This is a genomic window from Chryseotalea sp. (assembly GCF_057350905.1).
Map to the genome: position 1 here is coordinate 161,791 of NZ_JBMRCF010000001.1, position 23,143 is coordinate 184,933.

At 39.7% G+C, this 23,143-nt stretch carries 29 protein-coding genes; 25 read left to right on the forward strand and 4 right to left on the reverse strand.

Features of this window, described 5'->3' with window-relative positions:
• Positions 1-124: 124 nt before the first annotated feature.
• Positions 125-1,468, reverse strand: coding sequence for an adenylosuccinate lyase (purB, locus tag ACO1XM_RS00660; RefSeq protein WP_486225076.1), 1,344 nt, complete (start codon positions 1,466-1,468; stop codon positions 125-127).
• Between the two features lie 105 nt (positions 1,469-1,573).
• On the opposite strand from purB, the gene ACO1XM_RS00665 reads away from it, so the two are divergent.
• From ACO1XM_RS00665 to ACO1XM_RS00725, 13 genes are all read left to right on the forward strand, one after another.
• The gene (locus ACO1XM_RS00665; protein WP_486225078.1) at positions 1,574-3,829 is read left to right on the forward strand and encodes a DUF5916 domain-containing protein; all 2,256 of its coding nucleotides are present in this window, start codon (positions 1,574-1,576) and stop codon (positions 3,827-3,829) included.
• A 27-nt stretch (positions 3,830-3,856) separates the two neighbouring features.
• Positions 3,857-4,981, forward strand: coding sequence for a 2Fe-2S iron-sulfur cluster-binding protein (locus tag ACO1XM_RS00670; protein ID WP_486225080.1), 1,125 nt, complete (start codon positions 3,857-3,859; stop codon positions 4,979-4,981).
• A 164-nt stretch (positions 4,982-5,145) separates the two neighbouring features.
• A complete protein-coding gene (locus tag ACO1XM_RS00675; RefSeq protein WP_486225082.1) occupies positions 5,146-5,886 on the forward strand; it encodes a hypothetical protein in 741 nt (246 codons plus the stop codon).
• A 132-nt stretch (positions 5,887-6,018) separates the two neighbouring features.
• Entirely contained in the window at positions 6,019-6,624 is a 606-nt protein-coding gene (locus tag ACO1XM_RS00680) for a Crp/Fnr family transcriptional regulator (RefSeq protein ID WP_486225085.1), read from the forward strand.
• Between the two features lie 65 nt (positions 6,625-6,689).
• Positions 6,690-7,484 (forward strand): sulfite exporter TauE/SafE family protein, encoded by a 795-nt coding sequence (locus ACO1XM_RS00685; protein WP_486225087.1) that lies wholly within the window; start codon positions 6,690-6,692, stop codon positions 7,482-7,484.
• Between the two features lie 5 nt (positions 7,485-7,489).
• Positions 7,490-7,738: a DUF6132 family protein gene (locus ACO1XM_RS00690; protein ID WP_486225089.1), complete on the forward strand. Its 249-nt coding sequence runs from the start codon at positions 7,490-7,492 to the stop codon at positions 7,736-7,738.
• A complete protein-coding gene (locus ACO1XM_RS00695; protein WP_486225090.1) occupies positions 7,698-7,907 on the forward strand; it encodes a hypothetical protein in 210 nt (69 codons plus the stop codon). Before ACO1XM_RS00690 ends, ACO1XM_RS00695 begins: the two co-directional genes overlap by 41 nt.
• Before the next feature lie 147 nt (positions 7,908-8,054).
• The gene (locus ACO1XM_RS00700; RefSeq protein WP_486225092.1) at positions 8,055-8,618 is read left to right on the forward strand and encodes a YeeE/YedE family protein; all 564 of its coding nucleotides are present in this window, start codon (positions 8,055-8,057) and stop codon (positions 8,616-8,618) included.
• A gap of 18 nt (positions 8,619-8,636) precedes the next feature.
• The gene (locus tag ACO1XM_RS00705; RefSeq protein ID WP_486225094.1) at positions 8,637-9,146 is read left to right on the forward strand and encodes a DUF6691 family protein; all 510 of its coding nucleotides are present in this window, start codon (positions 8,637-8,639) and stop codon (positions 9,144-9,146) included.
• Between the two features lie 77 nt (positions 9,147-9,223).
• Positions 9,224-9,376: a hypothetical protein gene (locus ACO1XM_RS00710; RefSeq protein ID WP_486225096.1), complete on the forward strand. Its 153-nt coding sequence runs from the start codon at positions 9,224-9,226 to the stop codon at positions 9,374-9,376.
• Positions 9,373-9,651: a hypothetical protein gene (locus ACO1XM_RS00715; protein WP_486225098.1), complete on the forward strand. Its 279-nt coding sequence runs from the start codon at positions 9,373-9,375 to the stop codon at positions 9,649-9,651. The genes ACO1XM_RS00710 and ACO1XM_RS00715 overlap by 4 nt, the downstream gene beginning before the upstream one ends.
• Positions 9,652-9,672: 21 nt before the next feature.
• The gene (locus ACO1XM_RS00720) at positions 9,673-10,725 is read left to right on the forward strand and encodes a c-type cytochrome (protein WP_486225100.1); all 1,053 of its coding nucleotides are present in this window, start codon (positions 9,673-9,675) and stop codon (positions 10,723-10,725) included.
• A gap of 7 nt (positions 10,726-10,732) precedes the next feature.
• Entirely contained in the window at positions 10,733-12,163 is a 1,431-nt protein-coding gene (locus ACO1XM_RS00725) for a hypothetical protein (protein WP_486225102.1), read from the forward strand.
• Positions 12,164-12,236: 73 nt separating this feature from the next.
• Here ACO1XM_RS00725 and ACO1XM_RS00730 read toward each other — a convergent pair whose 3' ends face one another.
• On the reverse strand, positions 12,237-12,578 hold the full coding sequence (locus ACO1XM_RS00730) for a hypothetical protein (protein ID WP_486225104.1): 342 nt from the start codon (positions 12,576-12,578) through the stop codon (positions 12,237-12,239).
• Between the two features lie 81 nt (positions 12,579-12,659).
• Complete coding sequence (locus tag ACO1XM_RS00735; protein WP_486225106.1) at positions 12,660-12,869, reverse strand: YgaP family membrane protein; 210 nt, start codon at positions 12,867-12,869, stop codon at positions 12,660-12,662.
• A gap of 201 nt (positions 12,870-13,070) precedes the next feature.
• Between ACO1XM_RS00735 and ACO1XM_RS00740 the strand changes: the two genes are divergently transcribed.
• A complete protein-coding gene (locus ACO1XM_RS00740) occupies positions 13,071-14,492 on the forward strand; it encodes an MBL fold metallo-hydrolase (protein WP_486225108.1) in 1,422 nt (473 codons plus the stop codon).
• Between the two features lie 227 nt (positions 14,493-14,719).
• Here the strand turns inward: ACO1XM_RS00740 and ACO1XM_RS00745 are convergent, their stop codons facing one another.
• Positions 14,720-15,034 (reverse strand): rhodanese-like domain-containing protein, encoded by a 315-nt coding sequence (locus tag ACO1XM_RS00745; protein WP_486225110.1) that lies wholly within the window; start codon positions 15,032-15,034, stop codon positions 14,720-14,722.
• 104 nt (positions 15,035-15,138) lie between these two features.
• Between ACO1XM_RS00745 and ACO1XM_RS00750 the strand changes: the two genes are divergently transcribed.
• The 11 genes from ACO1XM_RS00750 to ACO1XM_RS00800 all read left to right on the forward strand — a co-directional run bounded on the left by ACO1XM_RS00750 (position 15,139) and on the right by ACO1XM_RS00800 (position 23,087).
• Positions 15,139-15,546, forward strand: coding sequence for a DsrE family protein (locus tag ACO1XM_RS00750; protein WP_486225112.1), 408 nt, complete (start codon positions 15,139-15,141; stop codon positions 15,544-15,546).
• A gap of 17 nt (positions 15,547-15,563) precedes the next feature.
• A complete protein-coding gene (locus ACO1XM_RS00755) occupies positions 15,564-15,956 on the forward strand; it encodes a rhodanese-like domain-containing protein (protein WP_486225114.1) in 393 nt (130 codons plus the stop codon).
• Positions 15,956-16,453, forward strand: coding sequence for a rhodanese-like domain-containing protein (locus tag ACO1XM_RS00760; RefSeq protein ID WP_486225116.1), 498 nt, complete (start codon positions 15,956-15,958; stop codon positions 16,451-16,453). The genes ACO1XM_RS00755 and ACO1XM_RS00760 overlap by 1 nt, the downstream gene beginning before the upstream one ends.
• A gap of 94 nt (positions 16,454-16,547) precedes the next feature.
• Complete coding sequence (locus ACO1XM_RS00765) at positions 16,548-17,420, forward strand: sterol desaturase family protein (RefSeq protein WP_486225118.1); 873 nt, start codon at positions 16,548-16,550, stop codon at positions 17,418-17,420.
• A 39-nt stretch (positions 17,421-17,459) separates the two neighbouring features.
• On the forward strand, positions 17,460-18,206 hold the full coding sequence (locus tag ACO1XM_RS00770) for a DUF6503 family protein (protein ID WP_486225120.1): 747 nt from the start codon (positions 17,460-17,462) through the stop codon (positions 18,204-18,206).
• Positions 18,207-18,218: 12 nt separating this feature from the next.
• The gene (locus ACO1XM_RS00775; protein WP_486225122.1) at positions 18,219-20,027 is read left to right on the forward strand and encodes a bifunctional metallophosphatase/5'-nucleotidase; all 1,809 of its coding nucleotides are present in this window, start codon (positions 18,219-18,221) and stop codon (positions 20,025-20,027) included.
• Positions 20,028-20,155: 128 nt separating this feature from the next.
• Positions 20,156-20,485: a thioredoxin gene (gene trxA / locus ACO1XM_RS00780; protein WP_486225125.1), complete on the forward strand. Its 330-nt coding sequence runs from the start codon at positions 20,156-20,158 to the stop codon at positions 20,483-20,485.
• Positions 20,486-20,736: 251 nt separating this feature from the next.
• Positions 20,737-22,143: an MBL fold metallo-hydrolase gene (locus ACO1XM_RS00785; RefSeq protein WP_486225127.1), complete on the forward strand. Its 1,407-nt coding sequence runs from the start codon at positions 20,737-20,739 to the stop codon at positions 22,141-22,143.
• An 18-nt stretch (positions 22,144-22,161) separates the two neighbouring features.
• On the forward strand, positions 22,162-22,488 hold the full coding sequence (locus ACO1XM_RS00790; RefSeq protein WP_486225129.1) for a rhodanese-like domain-containing protein: 327 nt from the start codon (positions 22,162-22,164) through the stop codon (positions 22,486-22,488).
• A 74-nt stretch (positions 22,489-22,562) separates the two neighbouring features.
• Positions 22,563-22,802 carry a hypothetical protein gene (locus ACO1XM_RS00795; RefSeq protein ID WP_486225131.1) on the forward strand — a complete coding sequence of 80 codons (240 nt, stop codon included), beginning with the start codon at positions 22,563-22,565 and terminating at the stop codon, positions 22,800-22,802.
• Positions 22,803-23,087 carry a hypothetical protein gene (locus ACO1XM_RS00800; RefSeq protein ID WP_486225133.1) on the forward strand — a complete coding sequence of 95 codons (285 nt, stop codon included), beginning with the start codon at positions 22,803-22,805 and terminating at the stop codon, positions 23,085-23,087.
• The last annotated feature ends 56 nt before the right edge of the window (positions 23,088-23,143 follow it).

Consider the following 23,143-nt stretch of genomic DNA (forward strand, 5'->3'; position numbering starts at 1 on the left):
GTAGCCTAAAAACAACCTGATGTTTTATGATTGAGCGAATACGAAGGTGCAGCTGCGTTAACAGCAATTAACCTGTGGTCGCTGTTTTCACCGACCACAGGCAATTTACTTCTGAACGGCAAGCTTACTCTATCCCAGTATAATTATAAGGCGTAATCGCTTTCAATTTTTTCTTTAACTCTTCCTTTACGGCTAAACCATCGATAAAGGTACTGATTGAAGCTTGCGTAATTTTTTCATTTTTGCGGGTAAGATCCTTTAACGCTTCATAAGGGTTCGGATATCCTTCTTTGCGCAATACAGTCTGTATCGCTTCTGCCACCACAGCCCAGTTGTCTTCTAAATCGGCATCAATAGCGGCTTTGTTCAATTCCAGTTTATCAATACCGCGTTGCAACGATTTAATTGAGAGATAAGTGTGTGCCAATGGAACCCCTATGTTACGCAACACAGTTGAATCTGTTAAGTCGCGTTGCAAACGAGAGATAGGAAGTTTGGCAGAGAGGTGTTCAAAAATGGCATTGGCAAAACCCAAATTGCCTTCAGCATTTTCAAAATCAATAGGGTTTACTTTATGCGGCATGGCAGAGCTGCCAATTTCACCAGCCTTTATTTTCTGCTTGAAATAATTCATGGCTACATACTGCCAAACATCGCGACTGAAATCGATCAACACGGTATTGATGCGTTTCAGATTATCGAAAATGGCTGCCAGGTTATCGTAATGTTCTATTTGTGTAGTAGGATGGCTCCTGACCAAACCCAGTCTATGGCTGACAAATTCATTACTAAATTTTTTCCAGTCTACTTCCGGATAAGCAATATGATGTGCATTGAAATTACCAGTAGCCCCACCAAACTTAGCTGAATGCGGAACTGTTTTTAATAACTCTAATTGTTTATTAATGCGTGCTACAAACACACTGATTTCTTTGCCTAAGCGAGTTGGAGAGGCGGGCTGGCCGTGTGTGCGTGCCAGCATGGCAATATCTTTCCACTCCAGACTTTTAGCAGATAGTTTTTCAACAAAGGCATGCATGACAGGCAAAAACTCTTTGTCCATGAACTCCTTCAGCGAAAGCGGAATAGAGGTATTGTTAATGTCTTGCGAAGTGAGCCCGAAATGAATGAACTCTTTGAAATCAGCAAGGCCCAAATCATCAAATTTTTGTTTGATGAAGTATTCTACCGCCTTTACATCGTGATTGGTTGTCAGCTCAATTTGCTTGATGACCAAAGCATCTGCTTCCGAAAAGTTTTTATGAATCAGTCTGAGTTTTTCAAGGTCACGGGCAGGGAAGCTCTCCAGCTCTGGAAGCACACCCGTTAAACTGATAAAGTATTCAATTTCTACCAACACGCGGTAGCGAATCAAACCAAATTCTGAGAAGTATGGGGCAAGCGCCTGGGTATTGTTAAAATAGCGGCCGTCTATAGGCGAAATGGCAGTAAGCTGATTGAGTTGCACGTTATATACGTTAAGAGACAAAAGTAATAAAAATCGAATAGTAGAGGCTATAAAAGACTATCCCATGTAGGGCGCTGAATGCCACTTTTTATAGCTTTGCGAGCTATGAAATTAATACTCCTGCCGATACTTTTTCTGATATCATTTTCTGCTTTTGCCCAGAAAAATATTGCAGGTATTGATTTTTTGGTAAAAAAGGCCAGCGATGTCATTAAAATTGATGGTGAACTGGTTGAAGAAAGCTGGAAATCATCTCAAAAAGGCAAAGATTTTTGGGTAGCAAGACCCATAGATTCGATCGCTCCTGCAAACCCAACCTATTTTTATATAACCTTCGATGAAGACTTTTTATATATAGGCTTTGAATGCATGTCTGAGGCAAAGGAACCTATCGTAGAGTCTTTACGAAGAGATTTTGCCTTTGGACCCAATGATAACGTTGGCATTTACCTCAACACCTACAATGACTTTACCAACGGTTTCTATTTTAACATAACACCTTACGGTGTGCAACGAGAGGGCACGGTAGCCAATGCAGGCATTTCCGATGGTGACTACTCTTCTTTCTGGGATAACAAATGGTACTCAGCTGTAAAACGATATGAGGATCGCTGGGTGGCAGAAATTGCTATCCCCTTTAAATCGATTAGATACAATATTGGCGAGTGGAATTTTAATGTGTTGCGCAATGATGTAAGTCGTAATCAGGTGTCAAGCTGGATTGCTACACCTGTTCAATACATGCCAGCCTCTTTTCAAAATTCCGGAACGATGGTTTGGGAGGAGCCATTACCCAAGCCTGGTATGAATATTTCGGTAATACCTTATCTGACTACAGAAGGTAACAAAGTAGCAGGTGAATCTTCTGATTATGGAGTAAATGCAGGCTTTGATGCGAAGATTGCGGTTACCCCATCACTCAACCTGGATCTGACTGTTAATCCAGATTTCTCTAACGTAGAAGTTGACCGGCAAGTAATTAACTTAACTCGCTTTGAGGTTAATTTCCCTGAACGCAGACAATTCTTTTTGGAGAATACTGATCTATTTTCTACACCCGGTTTTGGTGAGACCAGACCTTTTTTCTCCAGACGTATCGGGCTTGCGCAAGATACCCTGGGCAATCTGGCAAAAGTACCTTTTGTATATGGAGCACGCTTAAGCGGCAAGCTTGGACCAGACTGGCGTATTGGGGTAATGAATTTACAAACGCGGGAAGAGAAGAAGCTTGGCTTACCAGATCAAAATTATACTGTTGCTGTTGTGCAGCGCCAGATTTTTAAGCGATCGAATGTTGATTTGGTTTTTATTAATAAACAATCACTAGGTTTAGATAAGTACGACTCCAACCGTTATTACAATGCATCGCTGCTTCGGAATAAGGTTGAGAATGGAGATACCACCTTGTCGTTTAATAAATATAACAGGGTTATCGGTGGTGATTTTAATTTATTTACGAAGACAAATCGATGGAACAGTGACGTATACTTTTTTAAGTCCCTCGATAACTTTACCGAAAGCGATAACTATGCCTATGGTGCATTTCTTGGCTACTTTAGTCGTAACCTCACTGTTTATGCCGGGCATGAAAACCTGGGGAAAAATTATAACGCTGAGTCAGGTTACGTACCACTCATGCAAGTATATCCTGGCTATGCCAATGGCTTTTTCAGGGTAGAAAATCCTATTTATCCTAAGTCAACGCGTATCATCAACGTTCGCCCGAGCTATGGATATAATTTTACGATGACACCCGATGGCAAAGTAACAGATCAGACTTTCTCAGCAGATTTTGGGATGACATTTTCTAATACTTCAGGTTTAGGCATATCCTACGCCCATATTTTTCAGGTATTACCCGGATCTTTTAACCCACTTTTTCCAAAACAAGAAATTGCTTTTCAGGCGGGTGAAGAATATACCTGGTCTGAGTTCGCCTTTGGTTTTAATTCGGATACACGTAAACTTTTCAATTGGGATGCCGGTGTGTTATATGGCACTTACTATAGTGGAGAACGTGTTAATTTCAATGCATCGCTACGGTACCGGGTACAGCCTTTTGGCAGCATTGCACTTTCTGGCGACTACAACGACATAAAACTGGGACAGCCTTATGGAAGCGCAGTTTTTGTACTCTTGAGTCCAAGGCTTGACTTTACCTTCACAGATAAGTTATTCCTTACTACTTTTGTACAATACAACAGCAGGTTTGATAATATCAACCTGAACGCAAGATTTCAGTGGCGTTTTAAACCAGCTTCCGATTTCTTTGTTGTATATACCGAGAATTATTTTCCAGAAGGACTCTTAAGTAAAAACAGGGCCTTGGTTTTAAAACTCACATACTGGTTTAATCTTTAAATTTTTTCATTTTATAATTGATACAAAATGGCTTTTAGTTTTTTCAAGAAATCCGAATCAAAGAAAGAAGAGCAACACAGTGGTCCGCATTATTATGACCTGAAAGTGAAGCGCGTGGTTAAAGAAACAAAAGATGCCATATCAATTTGGTTCGAGCAACCGAAGGATAAAAAAATACTCTACAAGTCTGGTCAATTTTTAACGTTAATTATTCCCATTGCTGGTAAAGAGGTGAGACGTGCCTACTCCTTGTGTTCTTCGCCTTTTACTGATGAAGATTTGGCAGTAGCCGTAAAGCGTGTAGACAATGGGTTAATGAGTAACTGGCTGCCCGATAATCTTAAAGAGGGGCAAAGCATTAAAATCATGGAGCCTATGGGCCAGTTCACCACCGACTATGCTTCAGATAAAAAACGTCACATTATCATGTTTGCAGGAGGTTCTGGCATTACACCCATGTTCTCCATTATCAAAAGTTTGCTTACCCAAGAGCCTGAAAGTATCGTATCCTTAATTTATTGCAACAGAGATATTGACAGCATTATTTTTAAAGACGAGTTGACTAAATGGGAAACAAAATACGAGGGACGGTTGCATGTAATACATGTGCTGGATAATGCACCCATGAATTGGCAGGGCTACTCTGGCTTGCTTAACCATGAGATGCTCAAAAAATTATTTGAACGCATACCAGCCTGGGGAATAGATAAAACTACTTATCTGATGTGCGGCCCCGAAGGCATGATGAAGAATGTTGATTCTTTATTAGAACAACATAACATTGCCAAGGATAGAATTTTTAAAGAGAGCTTTGTACAAGGTACTATTGATAAAGATGCTAAGAAGGAAGCCAGTGCTGCTGTATCCGGTGAAGTAAAAACCAGGGAGGTAGTCATTCGCTATGATGGCATGGAGCACAAAGTAACAGTGAAACCATCGGACACTATTTTAGCAAGTGCACTCGACCAAGGTATAGACTTACCATATTCGTGTCAAAGTGGTTTGTGTACAGCTTGTAGGGGTAAGGCATTAAGTGGCCAGGTTAAATTAGATGAGGAGGAAGGCCTGTCGCAATCAGAGCGGGCAGAAGGCTATGTACTAACCTGTGTAGGGCACCCTATGACAGACGATGTGGTCATTGAGATAGGCTAATCTTTGGCCTACAGATTTTATAGGATAAACTTTTTGTGATTTTGAGTAGCCCTTGGCTATGGATGATAATCATCTAGGAGGGCCTAAGGTTATTCCTTGTGGCTTGATTGTGGTTTTTGTAAGGAAAACTTATTAACTTCCCTTCATCAACCAAACCGTTAACAATGGAAAGTACCGAAATCTACCGATCATGGGATAACCTGATTGCACTTGGCGCATACACAAGTTTTGCTATCGCCATCATTATTCTTTTATATCACGAGCTGCGACTCCTACTGCTTAAAGATTTGAAGGAGAAGTATGACTATGTAAACCTTCATGAGATACAATATTTCTGGTATGCTATTATAGCTTTAATAGTAGGAACCGCTCTATATACCAATATTATTGTGGCAGATGTATTCGATGTGCAGGGTCTTACAGGAGTAATCGTGCGTATATTTTACACAGTTGGTTTTGCTGCGCTGGCTTATGTGTCCTTATCTAGCTTAGTGCGTATACTTTATCCACGTGTTGTAGAAAGAAGGTTACAAAAAATCAGAAATAAACCCCGTGTATCTCCTTCTGGAAATCTAATGCGTAAATTAACTGAAGAAGAGGAAGACGTGCATTTGGATCAGGATCAGATTGATCAGGAATCAAGTGATATACACTCTGTCGATTATGATGTTTGGATTGATGAGAAGAGTGGCTATAAAAAAATTGAAAAATATATGGCCTACCAGCATGCTGAAGAATGTTCCGAATGTGGTTTCTTCACTTCAAAAATTGTAAACGAAGAAATTGAAGTTAAGCCAACAGCCAATGAAACCGGATTGCTATTGAAGCACTACCGCTGCACTTATTGCCGCCATCGCGAAGCCAAAGAAGTGATCATCGCCAAGCTTTCTACTAACGTTAAGTAACATCTTTAATAGTGTAATAAAAAGCAGGTTACTCAAAAAGTAACCTGCTTTTTTTTGTGAACCTTCTTTCAGTAGTTTCGGTTATCCTGAAAAAATATCTTTGTATCAACCTACGCCTATACTTTAAACTTTATGCAACCTCTTCTTATCAGTGATTCACTGCTCGTAAAATTAAAATCAATCGGAAGTATGCGCAGGATGGCAGCGGATGCCGTGTTGATGAACGAAGATGATTACATACAAGCCATCCCAATTGTATTGAATGGTTCAATTAAAGTAATGCGCACAGATGATGACGGAAAAGAAATACTTCTCTATTATATAAAACCAGGCGAGAGCTGCGTTATGTCCTTTTTGGGTGCAACCTGCAATGAGCGCAGTAAGATTAAGGCAATTGTAGATGAACCAGCTGAAATCCTTATGTTGCCTATCAGCAAGGCGGTAGAATTAATTCGCAGCGCTCCGGAATGGATTGAGTTCATTTTTCAACTATACAACAGACGCTTTGAAGAATTACTGGACGTAATTAATGCCATTGCTTTCCAAAAAGTGGATGAGCGACTTTGGGAGTTGCTCAAGAAAAAATCGGAAATGAATAAAACCAGGGAATTGGCAGTAACCCATCAGCAAGTAGCAGATGAATTAGGCACAGCCCGGGAAGTAGTATCCCGCTTGCTTAAACAATTAGAAAAGAGCAAAAAGATTACGCTTTCTAGAAATAAGATTACAATTCTCTAGCTATGTGACTTAAGTTACGGTAGGCTGTAAATGAGTACGGTAGTTTTGCATAAAAATTATTGTACATGGAAATTATTGGTTTTGCTGCAGCAATTATCATGGGGCTATCGTTAGGCATGGTCGGAGGAGGCGGTTCAATTCTAACCCTACCCATATTGGTTTATCTTTTTGGTGCTGATCCTGTATTGTCCACCGCTTATTCTTTATTTGTAGTTGGCTTAACAAGTCTTATCGGATCTTTTTCACATTTTAAACAAGGTAATGTTCACTTGAAGACGGCCATTATTTTTGGTATACCATCTATTATTTCTGTTTATGCAGTCAGAAAATTTGTAGTCCCCATTATTCCGGATCCGTTTTTCAGTATTGGTGATTTTGTGTTTAGCAAAGCCTTGTTTGTCATGGTTCTGTTTGCTGTGCTCATGCTGCTGGCCTCTTTTTCTATGATACGCAAACCAAAGTATCAAAGGCATATTGAGGGTGATGTCAAGTATAACTATCCACTTATTTTTGCTGAGGGTCTGTTAGTCGGTAGTATAACGGGGTTGGTTGGTGCCGGTGGCGGTTTTCTCATTATACCTGCGCTGGTGTTATTGGCCGGCCTGCCCATGAAACAGGCAGTAGGCACCTCGTTGCTTATTATTGCCTTAAAATCCTTGGTTGGATTTACAGGCGATTTGGGATCTGGTCTTGCCATCGATTATAACTTTATGCTGCTATTTTCGGGCTTTGCCATTGTCGGCATTGTGTTGGGGAGTTATTTAACCAAATTTATTCCTAACGAGAAACTAAAACCGGCCTTTGGTTGGTTTGTACTGATCATGGGCATATATATCTTAGGAAAAGAGCTTTTGTTTTAATATTTATGATGAATAGTTATACAAAGCAATTCGTAATTTGGACTATTGCCGCAGTAATTGGTGCAACAGCAGGTTTTGTGTATTGGTATTACATTGGTTGTAATAGTGGCAGTTGTGCCATCACTTCTTCACCGGTTAATAGTTCTATCTATGGTGGTATCATGGCTATTTTATTTGTGAATGTATTCGAGAAACAAAAAACTAAATCTGAAAATGAAAGTAGAAAAGAAACTGATCAAAAAGCATCATCCTGACTATCAAATAATAGGTGATGCTATTAAGAGTGCTGAAAGCGTTGTCGGCATTGACGCCAAACACACCCACATTATTATTATCAGTAAACTCCTTGAGCTCGAGGCGAAGTTGGATAAAATCAGTAGGCAACTTGATAAGAAAGCATTGAAGAAAAAAAATAGGAAGTAACCGTACAGAACTTGCAGGAAACATTTACCCAAACAGAATCACTTTTTTAATCTTAAGCGAAAATTTCTTGCGTAATTTTTGTTACGGACTTACGGAAGTCATCTTTTTATCTTTGTATTAAATTGAACTAAATATTAATAATAATCTATGTTAGAAACCATTCAGCAACCTTGGCCTTGGTATGTGGCGGGCGCTCTTATAGGATTGACGGTACCAGCTTTGCTATTATTGGGTAATAAACATTTTGGCGTTTCCTCCTCCTTGCGCCACATCTGTGCCGCTTGTATTCCTGGCAATATTTCCTTTTTTAAATATGACTGGAAGAAGGAAGTATGGAATTTATTTTTTGTTGCGGGCGTATTGTTTGGTGGGCTGATCGCTACCCAATGGCTTAGCAACCCAGACCCTATTGTTGTTTCTGAAAAAACAATAGCGGCATTACAGGCATTGAATATTGAAACTCATAATGAACTAATGCCTGCCTCCATTTTTAGTTTTGATAATCTTTTCTCCATTCGTGGCCTCTTATTCTTTGTAGTAGGAGGCTTCATGGTGGGTTTCGGTACACGTTATGCGGGAGGCTGCACCAGCGGACACGCCATCATGGGCTTGTCAAACTTACAATGGCCGTCATTGGTAGCAACATGCTGTTTTATGGTAGGTGGCTTTGTAATGGTACACCTCATTTTTCCCTGGTTAATGACACTTTAATTATAAAGAAGATATTGTATGCAAAAAACTAATGACGAATTTGTAGATACGCAGGTGGTTCAGCATCCTATTGAATGTGAAGCACCGAATGATCAGGTGGCCAATGAGCCTTTAATTACCGCAAACATCAAGTATATGGTTGTTGGTATCTTGTTTGGAATTGTATTTGTGAAAGCGGAAATTATTTCCTGGTATAGAATTCAGGAAATGTTTCGCCTGCACTCTTTTCATATGTATGGCGTAATAGGAACTGCAGTAGTGGTAGGACTTATTTCAGTACTATTAATTAAAAAATTCTCTATTAAAACCATGCAAGGCGAGAAGGTTGTATTTCACGACAAGACTTTTCATTGGGGAAATGTAATTGGTGGTTTGATGTTTGGTTTAGGGTGGGCCATTACAGGAGCGTGTCCGGGGCCGTTGTTTGCACAAATTGGGAGTGGTTTTCTGGTAGTGATTGTCACCCTGCTTAGCGCCATTGCCGGAACATGGGTATACGGATTGTTGCGTGATAAACTGCCCCATTAATTTTATAGGTACTGTAATCAAAGTCACAGATAAGGAAAGGACAACGAGCGATCTTTGTATGATATAAACAAGATTATATGTTGTCCTTACTTTTTGAAAATAAACACCTGACTATTAAGCATTATAAAACTGATCAATATCTTTTGCTGACATGGAAAGGCTTTATACCCAGCACAGAGTTCAGAACACTTGCCTGCGAAATTGTTAAAGCAGTTGAAAAATCAAGATGAAGAAAATTCTTTCTGATAACACAGAATGGAAAATAATCTCACCAAACGATTATAGCTGGGCTGCAAGTCATTGGTTTCCAAAAGCAGAAGAACATGGTATTGAAGAAATGGCTACAGTTTTAAGTAAAGATACTTTTAACAGATTAGCAGAAAGAACAGTACAAAACATGGCGGATGTTTCGGATATGCAAATCAAAAATTTTGAAAGCTTACAAGAACCCAAAGCTTGGCTCACTACTCGAAGTAACAAAAGTATTTTAGAAAAAGCTAAATGATAATGATACAGCAGATGCAAAATGAAAACTGAGTTTAAAGAAATACTAACAGTTACAAAGCTTATTACAAGCCTGATCATCACTTTATTTATTTTGGTGATCCTGACGAGCACAGCTGTTGGTATCCTATACGTTAAACCCACTTTCTTTTCAGACCTGGTTCAAACCAATGAGACTGCTGTTACCGTCATTAAAATTGAGAATGCATTGTCGTTTTGGGAGGCGCCAGATGTAAGCAACATTCCATCAAGTGCAGACGGAGATGAAATTCGTTATGGACGCGAATTAATTATTCATACCGCTGAATACCTGGGGCCGAAAGGAAAAGTGTTAAACATAAGCAATGGTATGAACTGCCAGAACTGTCACCTGGAAGCAGGCACTAAGATTTTTGGAAACAATTACAGTGCAGTTGCATCTACCTATCCGAAATTCAGGGCAAGATCTGGTTCGGAAGAAACGATTGAAAAAAGAGTAAACGATTGTTTTGAACGCAGCCTTAATGGAAAGCCCTTAGCTGAAAATAGTATGGAGATGCAGGCAATAGTAGCCTACATTCATTGGCTGGGCAACGGAGTACCTAAGGGTGAGGTACCCAAAGGTGCTGGTCTGGTTGAGCTATCTTATTTAGAGAGAGCTGCTGATCCAATGAAGGGAAAGATGCTCTACGAAGAGAAATGTACGGTTTGTCATGGTAGTGATGGACAAGGTGTGATAAATCAAGGTGGTAATGCCTGGACTTACCCACCCTTATGGGGCAAGAACAGTTACAATGATGGAGCAGGTTTATTCAGGTTATCACGTTTTGCTGGCTACATCAAAGCAAACATGCCACTGGGAGCAACGCATGAAACACCCTTGCTGACTGATGAAGAAGCCTGGGATATAGCAGCCTATGTTAATGCTATGGATAGACCTAAAATGGACATCAGTAAGGATTGGCCTGATATTTCTAAAAAACCAATAGACCATCCGTTTGGTCCTTTTGCAGATGGCTTTAATGAAAAAGAACACAAGTTTGGTCCATATCAACCTATTGTGAGCAAACGAAAGGAAGTGTCGGGTAAGAAATAATCAAGTAATGAAGTATGTAATACTGGCGGTCAGCCTTACACTTTTAAGTGTGCAATATACCTATGCCCAACATCAGGACCCCAGTTGGTCTGTTCGCAGGGCAATCATTAACCAGCAACGCGTGGAGAACGACAGTTTGTGTAATGTGCTGCATAAGATGGGTACTTTCGAAGGGCATTTAAGAACATTTTTTATGGGCACGACAAATCACCATGAATATCCTGACTATTATGCTTTAGGCGTTGGTGGGGGCCTTGGGTATTACTCACCTATTATTAAAAACTTTCAAGTGGGCATGTCGGGTTTTATTATCTACAATATGGCTTCATCGCATTTGGGCCCACGGAATGGTTTTTCAAACAGGTATGAGCTTGGTCTATTCGATGTCAGCAATCCTGATAACCATGAAGACCTTGACAGGTTAGAAGATTTATACATCAGGTATTATTTAAATGCAGACAAACATAGCTATGCGCAGTTTGGCAAATTCCATTTAATTACACCATTGATTAATCTACAGGATGGACGTATGCGCCCCAACCTACAAGAGGGTATATGGACTGAATGGAGTAATTGGGAGAAGATTAAATTAAAAGGAGGCTTTTTTTGGAAGACATCTCCACGCGGAACTATTCATTGGTATGATATCGGCAAATCAATTGGTGTTTACCCAATGGGAAGAGCGATCAATGGATTAAAAGCTGACTATGCCGGTTATGTGAAAACATCGGGTATAACCATTTTTAACGCAAGCTTAGTATTACACAAGAATTTGAAATCTGAAATTTGGAATTATTTTGTACCGGATTTACAAAACACGCTATTTCATAGGACAGAGTGGAAAAAGAAAAATGATCATGTACAATGGATGACAGGCTTACAATATATTTGGCAACATGCTCTTTTTAACGATACCCTTGCTGTAGAGAAACAATATGTAAGCAAGGGGGAGCAATCGCATACATTTAGCGGACGAATTGCCAGAACTAATTTATATACCAACGCTGAGTGGAACCTTAGTTACACAAGAATAACAAAACATGGCCGTTTCCTTTTTCCCCGCGAATGGGGTGTTGAACCACTCTACACCTTTATGCAGCGCGAAAGAATGGAGGGGTCAGGGGATGCACATGCCATTGTGCTACAACATCAACGCTATGCAGATAAGGCACACCATGTATTGGTTTCAGCGGGTATTGGTTCATTTTGGATGAGCGATGTGGATAATGCCGTACTTAATAAATATGCAATGCCTGATTTCTTTCAGGCGAACCTGCGGACGAAGTATAAGTTTACAGGATTCTTACAAGGGCTGCAGGCTGATTTGCTTTACGTGTACAAAGGTAATATGGAGCCAAACTTGCAAGGGTCGGTGCAGTTCTATCACAACAAGATTAATGTTCACCACCTTTCTGTTGTACTGGATTATTATTTTTAAAGATGAACCAGATACAGCTGAATTCTCACTTTGACGTGGAGTAGCAGCAGACATGTCATTGAATAATACGAAGTCATTCTTCTACTTTTTTCAACTTCGTAGGATGACTCAATTTATAATCCGCTGTCTTTTTATGGAAGCCTAAACTTTTATTAATATAACCTTTTTGATAGCCTTTAATTCTGGCATCAAACTCAATGACATCGCCAAGTTTAAGGGAAAGACTTTCAAAAGCTTTGCTGTAGGTAAACCACACATGATCTGATACCACTTGTTTAAGGTCGACATCAACCACATGTGTGAATAAAAGTGTATCTTCAGAAAACCCCTTGAAATTAGTTTTTTTACCAAAACGACTCAGTACAGCCCTGAAAGTCTTTCTTTCTTCTGCCTGTTCGGCTAATTTTTTTCTCACACATAAAACTAATAATTTATTAGCTAAGCAACGAAAGTTTGTATTAACGTGCGAGCTTCCTTTCCGGTCAAAGCAGGAAAATTATTGTTTCTTTGCCGGACAGGTGTTTAATCCAACAAGCGCATATAAAGGGCAGAACCCGACAAGACTGGTGAGTAGAAACACTATAGCCAAACCGAGTACTACATACGCTACCGTTCCGCTTATTGTATTTGTAAAATAGAGTATTGCAAAAACTACCGCAAGCAAGATGCGGATTACTTTATCGGCATATCCTACATTCTTTTTCATAAAAGTATTTTTTGATGTTTGTTTCTATACAAAGTAGCTGAATACTAGCTCACTTTATTGTGACATTTGTCACACACCCCGCCTTTCTTATTGATTCCTGACAAAAATCAGCCTGTTACTGTAACGCTTGTCACATGCAGAATCATTGCGCTTTTTCAAATTTGCCTGCATCAGATAACTCAAACACTAAAATTTCAATATATGACAATTGAACAAATCTACACAGGTTGTTTAGCAGAAGCTGCCTACTACATCGAAAGCGCAGGCGAGGCAGTAATCATTGACCCACTGAGGGAAACAGCGCCCTATATAGAAAGAGCAAAAAAAGATGGTGCAAAGATTAAATATGTAATGGAGACTCATTTCCATGCTGATTTTGTTTCAGGCCATATTGATTTGGCAAAGAAGACAGGAGCGACCATCGTATTTGGACCTACTGCAAAACCCGGATATGAAGCTTACGTGGCGGTAGACGAAGAAGTGTTCCCTGTTGGAAATATAACCATAACAGTGCTGCACACGCCCGGCCATACATTGGAATCCACTACATACCTTTTAAAGGATGAGCAAGGCAATTCACACGCAGTCTTTACTGGCGATACATTGTTTGTAGGTGATGTCGGCAGACCTGATTTGGTGCAGAAGTTAAAGGCTGAAGTTACTCCACAATACTTGGCGGGTTTATTATTTGATTCACTCCGCAATAAAATCATGACATTACCTGATGAGGTAATTGTTTATCCTGGTCACGGTGCTGGTAGTGCCTGTGGTAAGAAGATGGACAAGGAAACAGTTTCTACAGTAGGCAGACAGAAAATGTTTAATTATGCTTTACGGGCAGATATGACAAAAGAAGAATTTATTGAAGCTGTAACAGAGGGCTTGACAGAACCACCACAATATTTTCCTGCGAATGTACTGATGAATGTATTGGGCGAGGTGAAAGGTATTGATGAATTGTTAAGCGTGGGTACAAGACCTTTAACCGTGAGAGAGTTTGTGGCTGCCTGGGAGGGGAATGAAGCTTTGGTAATTGATACCAGAAAGAAAGAAGAATTTGTTCAGGGATTTATTCCTGGTTCGATCTTCATTGGTATTGATGATAACTTCGCACCGTGGGTAGGTGCCTTGATAACCGACTTGAAGCAACCTATTTTATTTATAGCAGATGCTGGGCGAGAAGAAGAAGTTGTGATTCGTTTGGCGCGAGTAGGTTACGACCATGCCCTGGGCTATCTTAAGGGAGGAATTACAGCATGGAAAGAGGCAGGTAATACCGTTGATACCCTTGATGAAGTAAGTGCACAGGAACTGGAGTCACTTACACTACTAGGCGATAAAATGAATATTTTAGATGCCCGAAGAAAAAGTGAATTTGATGCAGAGCACCTTGTACTGGCAGAAAATTTTCCTTTGGATACCATTAATCAGAATATGAGTGCACTGGATAAGCATAAGACTTACTACATCCATTGTGCTGGCGGATACAGATCTGTAATTGCTTCCTCTATTCTGAAATCAAGGGGATACCATAACATTGTCAATGTGCGAGGCGGGTACAAGGCCCTCTGCGAAACACATTTGTCGCGTACAGAGCATAAAGAAATGATAAGCGAGTTGTAATCGCTAATCTGTGCCTTTAACAATTATCCGTCTGACTGCTACTTATAAAAGTAAGTTTGGTCAGACGGATAATGCTTAGATTAAGTATTATGAGACCGTTTTTCGAAAATTATTTATTCAGATGATTGGTAACCAGTTCGGATTTATACCAATTCGAATAACCAATAATGATTAAATAGTTGCGGATGAGGTCAATCACCAAATCATCGAATCAACGAATTACCGAATCATTTTTTGACGTCTCCATCCCATCCGGTAATACCCATGGCCAGATTGTAGAGTTCACCTTTAAAACCCTTCTCTTCCATAAGTTTGCAAGCCCTGGCAGAACGGGCACCACTTCGGCAATAGACAAGATAGTTTTTTGATTTATCAAGGTTATCTACTTCTTTTTCAAAGACTCCATTATTGAAGTCTAAAAATAGGTTTGCTTGAGGAATATGACTTTCCGCTACTTCGCTAGGGGTACGGACATCAATAACAAGCGTATTAGGTTTTTTGAATAGTTCTCTGAATTGTTGGTTATCTACATTTTGAAACATAAAAAAGGGCTTATTATATAGAGCTCAATTTATGCATTTGTAACCTTAGTCACAGAACTTTTAATACTTCTTTTTCATTTTTGTTAATAGTAAATTTAGGTTATATGAGGAATTTTCTGCTTTTATCACTGTTATTAGGCCTTTCTATATTTGGCTACAGCCAGGAATCGCCCAAGGTGCTTTTTCACCTGCAATCTTCTGATACGCTGGTACATAAATCGGTGGTGACACAGATTAAGAATCTGAAGCAGGAGATCCCAACGGCAGAGGTACTGGTAGTTTGCAACGGACCCGGTGTAGAGTTCACGTTATCAAACAAAAGTACTTACATCGACCGGTTGGCGAAAATGAACCTATCCAATGTTAAGGTTGTTGCTTGTGAGTTTACTATGGCGCAAAGAAAAATAGCGAAAGCTGATCTTAGCCCATACAGTGGGGTTGTTTCTCATGGGATAGTTGAAATTGTGCGCAAACAAAACGAAAATTGGTTATACGTAAAAGCAGGTTTTTAACAGATAAAACAGAAGCAATGAAATTAGTACTAATATCCCTTGTAGCTACGTTCATGTTGATAACTTTAAGTTGTCAGTCGCAGAGTGGTGCCGTAAAACAGTTGGAGGCACAGGCATTTGAACAAAAGTTAAAGCAAACAAACACATATAATTTAGTTGACATCAGAACCCCAGATGAGTATAAACAAGGTCATCTGGAGAAGGCGGTAATGATTGACTACTACAGCAGCGATTTTAAGAATCAATTGAGTAAGCTCGATAAATCAAAACCCTTATTCTATTACTGTGCTTCCGGAGGAAGAAGTGGTAAGACAATCCCCATACTACAGGAATTAGGCTTTAAAGAAGTATATGAACTGAAAGTCGGATTTAACGGATGGCGTAGTGCAAACAAGCCTTTTGTTAAATAATGCGATTTGTCTTGTCAATACTCTTGTTGTTTATTGCTTTCGGGTCAAAAGCACAGGTTGAAAGTTCCGCTTTTAATCTAACACTGAAAGCATTATTGTCGCATAGCGTCAAAGAGATTTCTGTGGCTGAGCTAACTAAGTTGAAAAACGTGGTTTTACTGGATGCAAGAGAGGCAGCAGAATACGATGTAAGTCATTTGTTAAAAGCCAGGTTTGTTGGCTATGATAATTTCAGTATTGATTCAGTAAAAAATATCTATAAAGATGCAGCAATAGTTGTGTATTGTTCTGTGGGCTATCGGAGTGAGAAGATTGCTGAGAAGTTGAAAAGTGCTGGCTTTACCAACGTTTCAAATTTGTATGGAGGTATTTTTGAATGGGTAAATCAGGGAAATAAGATTGTCAATAGTAATGAAAGGGAAACCAGCAATATTCATGCTTATAACAAAACCTGGGGTGTGTGGTTAAATAAAGGTAATAAGGTTTACGAACCATGAAAGCATCCAAAACTGTTCTTAAGCTGCTCATTGTTTGCATCATGTGTTTAACCATTGTTACTGCAATTGTTTTATTGCTCGATTTAAGTTAGGTATGGGAGCGTATTGGAAAATTATAGTTGATTCGTACACGGGTTATTGGAACTACTTTGTTAATGAAGTGGCCTATCCGGGGTGGCACAATTATTTCTGGTGGCTGGTAGGTTTATCACTTTTTGTGTGGATACTCGAAATAATTGTTCCCTGGCGTAAAGGACAGTCCATTATAAGAAAAGATTTCTGGCTAGATGGCTTTTATATGTTCTTTAACTTCTTTCTGTTTTCATTAATTGGTTACAATGCCATCTCGAACATTGGCGTAAATGCCTTTAATGATTTTCTTGCTTTGTTTGGCATCACTAATCTGGTAGCCATCAACGTGCAAAGCTGGCCGGTGTGGGCTAAGCTGCTAACGATGTTTGTAATAGCCGATTTTATTCAATGGAACATCCACCGCTTATTACACCGCATACCGTGGATGTGGGAGTTTCATAAAGTACATCATTCTGTTGAAGAAATGGGCTTCGCTGCCCACCTGCGCTTTCATTGGATGGAAACAATCATTTATAAAGTGATCCAATATATACCGCTGGCGATGATCGGTTTTGGGTTGCAGGATTTCTTTATTATACACATCACAGCAGTCGCCATTGGCCATCTCAATCACTCAAACTTAAATATTACGTACGGTCCATTAAAATATATATTGAATAGCCCAACCATGCACATTTGGCACCACGCTAAAAAATTGCCAAATCAATATGGTGTAAACTATGGCTTAAGTTTAAGTATTTGGGATTATATTTTTGGTACGGCTTATATTCCTAAAAGTGGGCGTGATGAAAAACTGGGCTTTGATGGAGATGAGATTTTCCCTAAAACTTTTTGGAAACAAATCACCTATCCTTTATTTAAACAAAAGAATTAAGAAATTTGAAACTACTCATAGCACTAAACAATTAATTAAATGCAGAAAAAATATTGGCTAATACTTATCATTCCCATCTTGTTTCACGCCTGTTCAATTAAGCCTACGGCTCAGGAAATTATTGATTCAGCTATCTCAACACATGGTGGGAAAGTCTTCGAGCAATTTCAGGCCGATTTCGATTTCAGAGACAAACACTACACAGCCATCAGAAAAGGGGGTGAGTTTACCTATGTACGCGCCTTTACAGATTCTACTGGCGCCTACCGTGATATACTGAATAACGCTGGTTTTTCCAGATTCAGAAACGATACTTTGCAAACATTAACAAGTGAAAAGAGCAATGCTTTTACGAACTCAGTAAATAGTGTAATCTACTTTGCATTATTACCCTTCGGCTTAAATGATGCCGCTGTCGTAAAGGAATTGATTAGTGAGGAAGAGGTTAGAGGAAAGCAATATTTTGTAGTTAAAATTTCTTTTAAGCAAGAGGGTGGCGGTGCCGACTTTGAGGATGAGTTTCTATATTGGATTGAGACTGAAAAATTCACTGTCGACTATCTGGCATACAGCTATCATACCAATGGAGGGGGCATTCGCTTCCGTGAAGCAATTAATCCCCAAAAAGTTGGAGGTATACTTTGGCAGGATTATGTCAACTACAAAGCTGCGGACGAAAAAGGAACAAGCCTGCTGCAACTCATGCCTTTGTTTAAAGAAGGTAAGTTGATAGAGCTGTCACGTATTGAATTAAAGAATATTCAAGTAAGAACAGATTTTAACTGATCTTAAATCCATATGGAAAATCACACCAGGTCATGTGCTTGTCATTCATGCAGTGTTGAGCGTGTTACTGATAAAGAAAAAGAGTACCACGTATCCATATCAGAATCGAGCAGGCGCGATTTTCTTAAGAAGGCAGGCAACCTTGGTTTAGCACTAGGCCTTGGTGGTGGTTTGGTCAGTCCGCTTGCCGCTTCGGCACTTCGTGAGCAAGATGCTGCTTTAAAAAGTAAAGAGATGAAGGGCAGTGGCGTTGTAAAAAGTGGTAAGGCCACTATGATTTCCTTATTGCAGACAGCAGATATTCACGCTCAGTTACTCATACACGATGAATTTTTTATTGAAGAGGGAAAGGTTGTTTATAAAAAACGTGGCGGATATGCTACGTTAAAGTCAATGATCAATAGTTTGCGTTCGCAAAATCCTGAAAACACTTTCTTAATTGATGGCGGTGATTGTTTTCAGGGCGGAGGCGTGGCAGCATTAAGCGAAGGGCGTGCAATCGTACCCTTAATGAATAACATCGGTTATGATTTAATGTTACCGGGTAACTGGGAAGTGGTGTATGGCAAAGAGCTGATGATGAAAGATATGTTTGGCTACGATGCTCCTAAGGTGTGTGCCAATATGTTTCATCAAACCAATGATCAACTGAATGGAGATTTAATTTTTCCGCCTTATTTTGTTAAAAGATTGGGCGGTATTAAAATTGGTTTTGTTGGTTACAACGACCCCCTTACACCAAAGCGTCAGTCGCCAGCGTATAGTGAAGGCATTCAGTTTACACATCCTGAAAAAAATGTGGCTAAATATATCAGATTACTCCGCGAGTATGAAGGCTGCCAAATGGTGATACTATTAACACACATGGGGCTTGCGCAGCAAATTGGTTTAGCAAACATGCCTTTTGTAAAAGGTGTAGATTATATTCTGGGCGCTGATACACATGAACGCATTCGCCAACCTATTCAGGGTGTACACGCCAAAGTAACAGAGCCGGGTGCCTTTGGCTCCTTTGTAGCCAAGCTCGATTTTGTAGTGGAAGAAGGAGTTATCAAAGACCACACATATCAACTGCTCGATGTAGATCCCGATGTGTATAAAGAGGACGAGGAGATGAAAGCCCTGGTAAAGAAAACCCGGGAACCTTATGCAAAAAATCTCGATCGTGTAATAGGCACTACAAAAACACCCCTGGTCAGGTATTATGTAAATGAAACCCCGATGGATAATTTTATAACAGATGCCATCATGTGGAAGTTTAGACCAGACATAGCCCTTAGTAATGGTTTTCGTTTTTGCCCACCACTAGTACCAGATCCCAAAACTGGTTTGGCCGAAATAACCATGGATTATTTATGGAGTATGCTACCAGTTGATAGTGAAGCAAAGCAAGGTGAGATTACTGGAAAGCAATTATGGGATTGGATGGAGAAGGAGTTACAAAATGCTTTTGCAAAAGATCCGGCAAAACGATTCGGAGGATGGGTAGTCCGCTTTAAAGGCATGGAAGTGAATTTTACAATAGCCAATGATGCAGGCAAACGCGTTAATTGGATAAAAGTAAAAGGTAAAGCTGTTGACTTAAACAAAATATACAGTTTTGTGGCATGCGAGCGGGAAGGAGACCCGGACACAACGATTTGCCGTGTAGAAAATGTAATAGCGCCAAAACGCTTAGGTATTACCTTGCACAGAGTTATAGAAGAATACCTGGCTAAGCATTCCCCCATAGCCCCTAAGTTGGAAGGAAGAGCAACCGCCACAGATGCACCCAATACCCTACTAACGCAATTGATGGGTTTTGGGTATGAGTTTCGTTAGTTGCGCTTTGATCTTAATAAACTTTCCTTTTCACCTTTAAAATATCTTAAAAGCAATTTTTCCCTATGTGACGAAGATCACGGAACTTCTTATCCATCAACTGTAGTTTTGTAGTATATATTCAGTTTATGGAACAGAAAAAAACATTTCATGACATTATTAACAGCGAAAAACCAGTGTTGATAGACTTTTTTGCTACCTGGTGCGGTCCCTGTAAAATGATGCACCCCATTTTACAAGAATTAGCAGCACGTATTGGCAATAAAGCCAGTATTATTAAAATAGATGTTGACAAAAATCCTGCTGTTGCCAGCGCTTATCGCATTCAGGGTGTTCCTACTTTAATGGTGTTTAAAAACGGTGAACCCCTTTGGAGACAATCAGGTGTGCTTAACGCTAACCAACTAGAGCAGGTGTTAAATCAATTTTCCGAAACAACAAAAAATCAATCTGTGTGACATCCGTCACTGTAGAAGAATTTCAGAATCCTGAACTTTGTATCGTTAATTAAATAAGTCACTACTGTTCGACTAAAATTGATGTACATATTGTAACCACTTGATTTTCTTGATTCTTATCTCTCTCCAAAGGAGAGAGGTAGGAGCGAGGCTAATCAGAGAAGCATCAAGAAAATCAAGTGGTCAAAAGTCAGTTTCTTTTTTAGTCGGACAATAGGTTAAATAAGTAATCAAACAACAAATTATAGACTATGTATTTTCAACACGTTTATGACAAAAGCCTAGCACAAGCAAGTTATTTTATTGGCTGTCAAAAAGCAGGTGTGGCCATGGTAATCGATCCTAAAAGAGATGTTGATACCTACCTGGAAATTGCCAAACAGAACAATATGAAAATCACACACGTGGCTGAAACACACATCCATGCTGACTTTCTTTCAGGTGCGCGTGAGTTGGCAGCCATGACGGGTGCTAAAATGTATTTATCTGATGAAGGAGGTGAAGGATGGCAGTATGAGTTTCCACATGAAGGTGTAAAGGATGGGGATATCATAAAAGTGGGTAACCTGAAAATAGAAGTGTTGCATACCCCTGGTCATACCCCTGAAAGCATCAGTTTCTTATTGACCGATACACCCGCCAGCGATAAGCCGGTAATGATGTTTACTGGCGACTTCGTGTTTGTGGGTGACATTGGTCGTCCTGATTTATTGGAAGAAGCGGCCGGTATGATAGGCACTAAAGATATAGGTGCTAAACAGATGTACAAATCTGTTGAACGCTTCAGAGAATTAGCAGATTATATACAGGTATGGCCTGGTCATGGTGCAGGATCTGCCTGTGGTAAGGCACTGGGTGCTGTACCAAGCACAACGGTTGGCTATGAGAAGGTAAGAAACTGGGCTTTGCAATATGAAAATAATGAACCTGGTTTTGTTAAGTATTTATTGGAAGACCAACCAGAGCCTCCTAAATACTTTGCCATGATGAAGAAATTAAATAAGGTAGAACGTCCGCTCCTCACTGAAGTGCCTAAGTTGAAAAAGCTTACTGCACAAGATTTGAAAGCAGCTATGGATAAAGGTATCAAAGTTATTGATACACGTTTGAAAGCAGATTTCGCTCAGGGCTTTATTCCAGGAAGCATTAATATTCAGGGAAACAATGCATTCGCAACCTGGATGGGTTGGTTTCTTACTTATGAAGAACCTTTTATTCTAATTGCTGAAGACGACAAACTTGATGACCTGACGCGCAAGCTTATGCGTATAGGTATGGATAATATATACGGATACGTAGAAAACGTAAATGTATGGACAAGGCTTGGTAACAAGCTGGAAAAAGCAAATGTGATTTCTCTGGACGAGTTCCAAAACATCTTAAAAACAAATCACACGCAAATTGTTGACTTACGCGGTATTGCTGAATATAAATCAGGACATGTGAAAGGTGCAGAGAATGTATTTATCGGAACACTGGAGAAGAACTTGAGTAAAATAAACAAAGATCAGCAGGTAGTCATTCACTGTCAGGGAGGAGATCGTTCTTCAATAGCTTATTCTTTGCTGACAAAGCATGGCTTTAAGAATATCAAAAACTACTCAGGTGGTATAAATGAATGGGTAAATAACGGTAACCCCGTTATCACAAATAATTAGAATTAAAGATTCAATATTATGTTTAATTTATTTTCAATGGGCACTAGGGCTTACGAGAACTTAGACGGCCTCAAATTCAAAGAAAAGTTTACAGGAACAGCAGACGCTATATTGGTAGACGTGCGTACAGCTGGTGAGTTTTCATCAGGCACAATCAAGGGTGCTAAAAATATTGACTTTATGTCGCCAAGCTTTAAAGAACAATTTTTAAAGCTGGATAAGAATAAGGAGTATTTTCTCTTCTGTCGCAGTGGAAACCGTAGCGGACAAGCATGCAACATACTGTCAAAAGAAGGTTATAAAGTGCATAACCTTTATGGTGGTGTAGGTGCATGGCCAAGATAAGGGGTTGGTTTGTGTTGAGGGTAAACAGGCAGATCTGGGGACTGCCTGTTTTTTTATCATCTTAAATTGATAGTATGAAAATTTGGAATAGTTGGCCATTAGTAGCTGTTGCTTGCGTTACACTTGGTTTAGCGCCTTTTGTTCCTGAGCCGCACATTTGGGGAAAATTAAAATGGATTGCAGGAGGTGCAAATGGCATGCAAACCGTGGATTGGTTTGATACACTCCTTCACGGCTTGCCCTGGTTATTACTGCTTCGGCTGTTGTTTTTAAAAGGATTATCGCTGGTACAACCAAAAGCAGAAAAAGCTTAAATGAAAGTAGTTACGCAAACATTATTGAGCAACTGGCATTTCATGCGCTGGCTGCGTCTCGGCCTGGGCTTATTTGTGGGCTATCAGACACTTATTTTACGTGATGGATTTGCAGGCATGATAGCAGCACTATTTTTATTTCAGGCTCTTACCACTACAGCTTGTTGTGGAGCAGATGGATGTGCAGTGCCAACGAAGAAAGAAGGTAGAACTATCATTGATCAAGTAACGTATGAAGTGGTGAAATCCATAGAGGGGGGACGCCAACAAAAATCATCATCTTAATAAGAACAGAAGATCATTTCTATTGTTTACTTAGGCTGCAACTTAACTTTACTAAA

Bases quoted from the DNA above. Each gene is read 5' to 3' on its own strand.
- ACO1XM_RS00665 (WP_486225078.1), top strand. From the start codon at position 1,574: ATGAAATTAATACTCCTGCCGATACTTTTTCTGATATCATTTTCTGCT.
- ACO1XM_RS00670 (WP_486225080.1), top strand. From the start codon at position 3,857: ATGGCTTTTAGTTTTTTCAAGAAATCCGAATCAAAGAAAGAAGAGCAA.
- ACO1XM_RS00675 (WP_486225082.1), top strand. From the start codon at position 5,146: ATGGAAAGTACCGAAATCTACCGATCATGGGATAACCTGATTGCACTT.
- ACO1XM_RS00680 (WP_486225085.1), top strand. From the start codon at position 6,019: ATGCAACCTCTTCTTATCAGTGATTCACTGCTCGTAAAATTAAAATCA.
- ACO1XM_RS00685 (WP_486225087.1), top strand. From the start codon at position 6,690: ATGGAAATTATTGGTTTTGCTGCAGCAATTATCATGGGGCTATCGTTA.
- ACO1XM_RS00690 (WP_486225089.1), top strand. From the start codon at position 7,490: ATGATGAATAGTTATACAAAGCAATTCGTAATTTGGACTATTGCCGCA.
- ACO1XM_RS00695 (WP_486225090.1), top strand. From the start codon at position 7,698: ATGAAAGTAGAAAAGAAACTGATCAAAAAGCATCATCCTGACTATCAA.
- ACO1XM_RS00700 (WP_486225092.1), top strand. From the start codon at position 8,055: ATGTTAGAAACCATTCAGCAACCTTGGCCTTGGTATGTGGCGGGCGCT.
- ACO1XM_RS00705 (WP_486225094.1), top strand. From the start codon at position 8,637: ATGCAAAAAACTAATGACGAATTTGTAGATACGCAGGTGGTTCAGCAT.
- ACO1XM_RS00710 (WP_486225096.1), top strand. From the start codon at position 9,224: ATGTTGTCCTTACTTTTTGAAAATAAACACCTGACTATTAAGCATTAT.
- ACO1XM_RS00715 (WP_486225098.1), top strand. From the start codon at position 9,373: ATGAAGAAAATTCTTTCTGATAACACAGAATGGAAAATAATCTCACCA.
- ACO1XM_RS00720 (WP_486225100.1), top strand. From the start codon at position 9,673: ATGAAAACTGAGTTTAAAGAAATACTAACAGTTACAAAGCTTATTACA.
- ACO1XM_RS00725 (WP_486225102.1), top strand. From the start codon at position 10,733: ATGAAGTATGTAATACTGGCGGTCAGCCTTACACTTTTAAGTGTGCAA.
- ACO1XM_RS00735 (WP_486225106.1), bottom strand. From the start codon at position 12,869: ATGAAAAAGAATGTAGGATATGCCGATAAAGTAATCCGCATCTTGCTT.
- ACO1XM_RS00740 (WP_486225108.1), top strand. From the start codon at position 13,071: ATGACAATTGAACAAATCTACACAGGTTGTTTAGCAGAAGCTGCCTAC.
- ACO1XM_RS00745 (WP_486225110.1), bottom strand. From the start codon at position 15,034: ATGTTTCAAAATGTAGATAACCAACAATTCAGAGAACTATTCAAAAAA.
- ACO1XM_RS00750 (WP_486225112.1), top strand. From the start codon at position 15,139: ATGAGGAATTTTCTGCTTTTATCACTGTTATTAGGCCTTTCTATATTT.
- ACO1XM_RS00755 (WP_486225114.1), top strand. From the start codon at position 15,564: ATGAAATTAGTACTAATATCCCTTGTAGCTACGTTCATGTTGATAACT.
- ACO1XM_RS00760 (WP_486225116.1), top strand. From the start codon at position 15,956: ATGCGATTTGTCTTGTCAATACTCTTGTTGTTTATTGCTTTCGGGTCA.
- ACO1XM_RS00765 (WP_486225118.1), top strand. From the start codon at position 16,548: ATGGGAGCGTATTGGAAAATTATAGTTGATTCGTACACGGGTTATTGG.
- ACO1XM_RS00770 (WP_486225120.1), top strand. From the start codon at position 17,460: ATGCAGAAAAAATATTGGCTAATACTTATCATTCCCATCTTGTTTCAC.
- ACO1XM_RS00775 (WP_486225122.1), top strand. From the start codon at position 18,219: ATGGAAAATCACACCAGGTCATGTGCTTGTCATTCATGCAGTGTTGAG.
- trxA (WP_486225125.1), top strand. From the start codon at position 20,156: ATGGAACAGAAAAAAACATTTCATGACATTATTAACAGCGAAAAACCA.
- ACO1XM_RS00785 (WP_486225127.1), top strand. From the start codon at position 20,737: ATGTATTTTCAACACGTTTATGACAAAAGCCTAGCACAAGCAAGTTAT.
- ACO1XM_RS00790 (WP_486225129.1), top strand. From the start codon at position 22,162: ATGTTTAATTTATTTTCAATGGGCACTAGGGCTTACGAGAACTTAGAC.
- ACO1XM_RS00795 (WP_486225131.1), top strand. From the start codon at position 22,563: ATGAAAATTTGGAATAGTTGGCCATTAGTAGCTGTTGCTTGCGTTACA.
- ACO1XM_RS00800 (WP_486225133.1), top strand. From the start codon at position 22,803: ATGAAAGTAGTTACGCAAACATTATTGAGCAACTGGCATTTCATGCGC.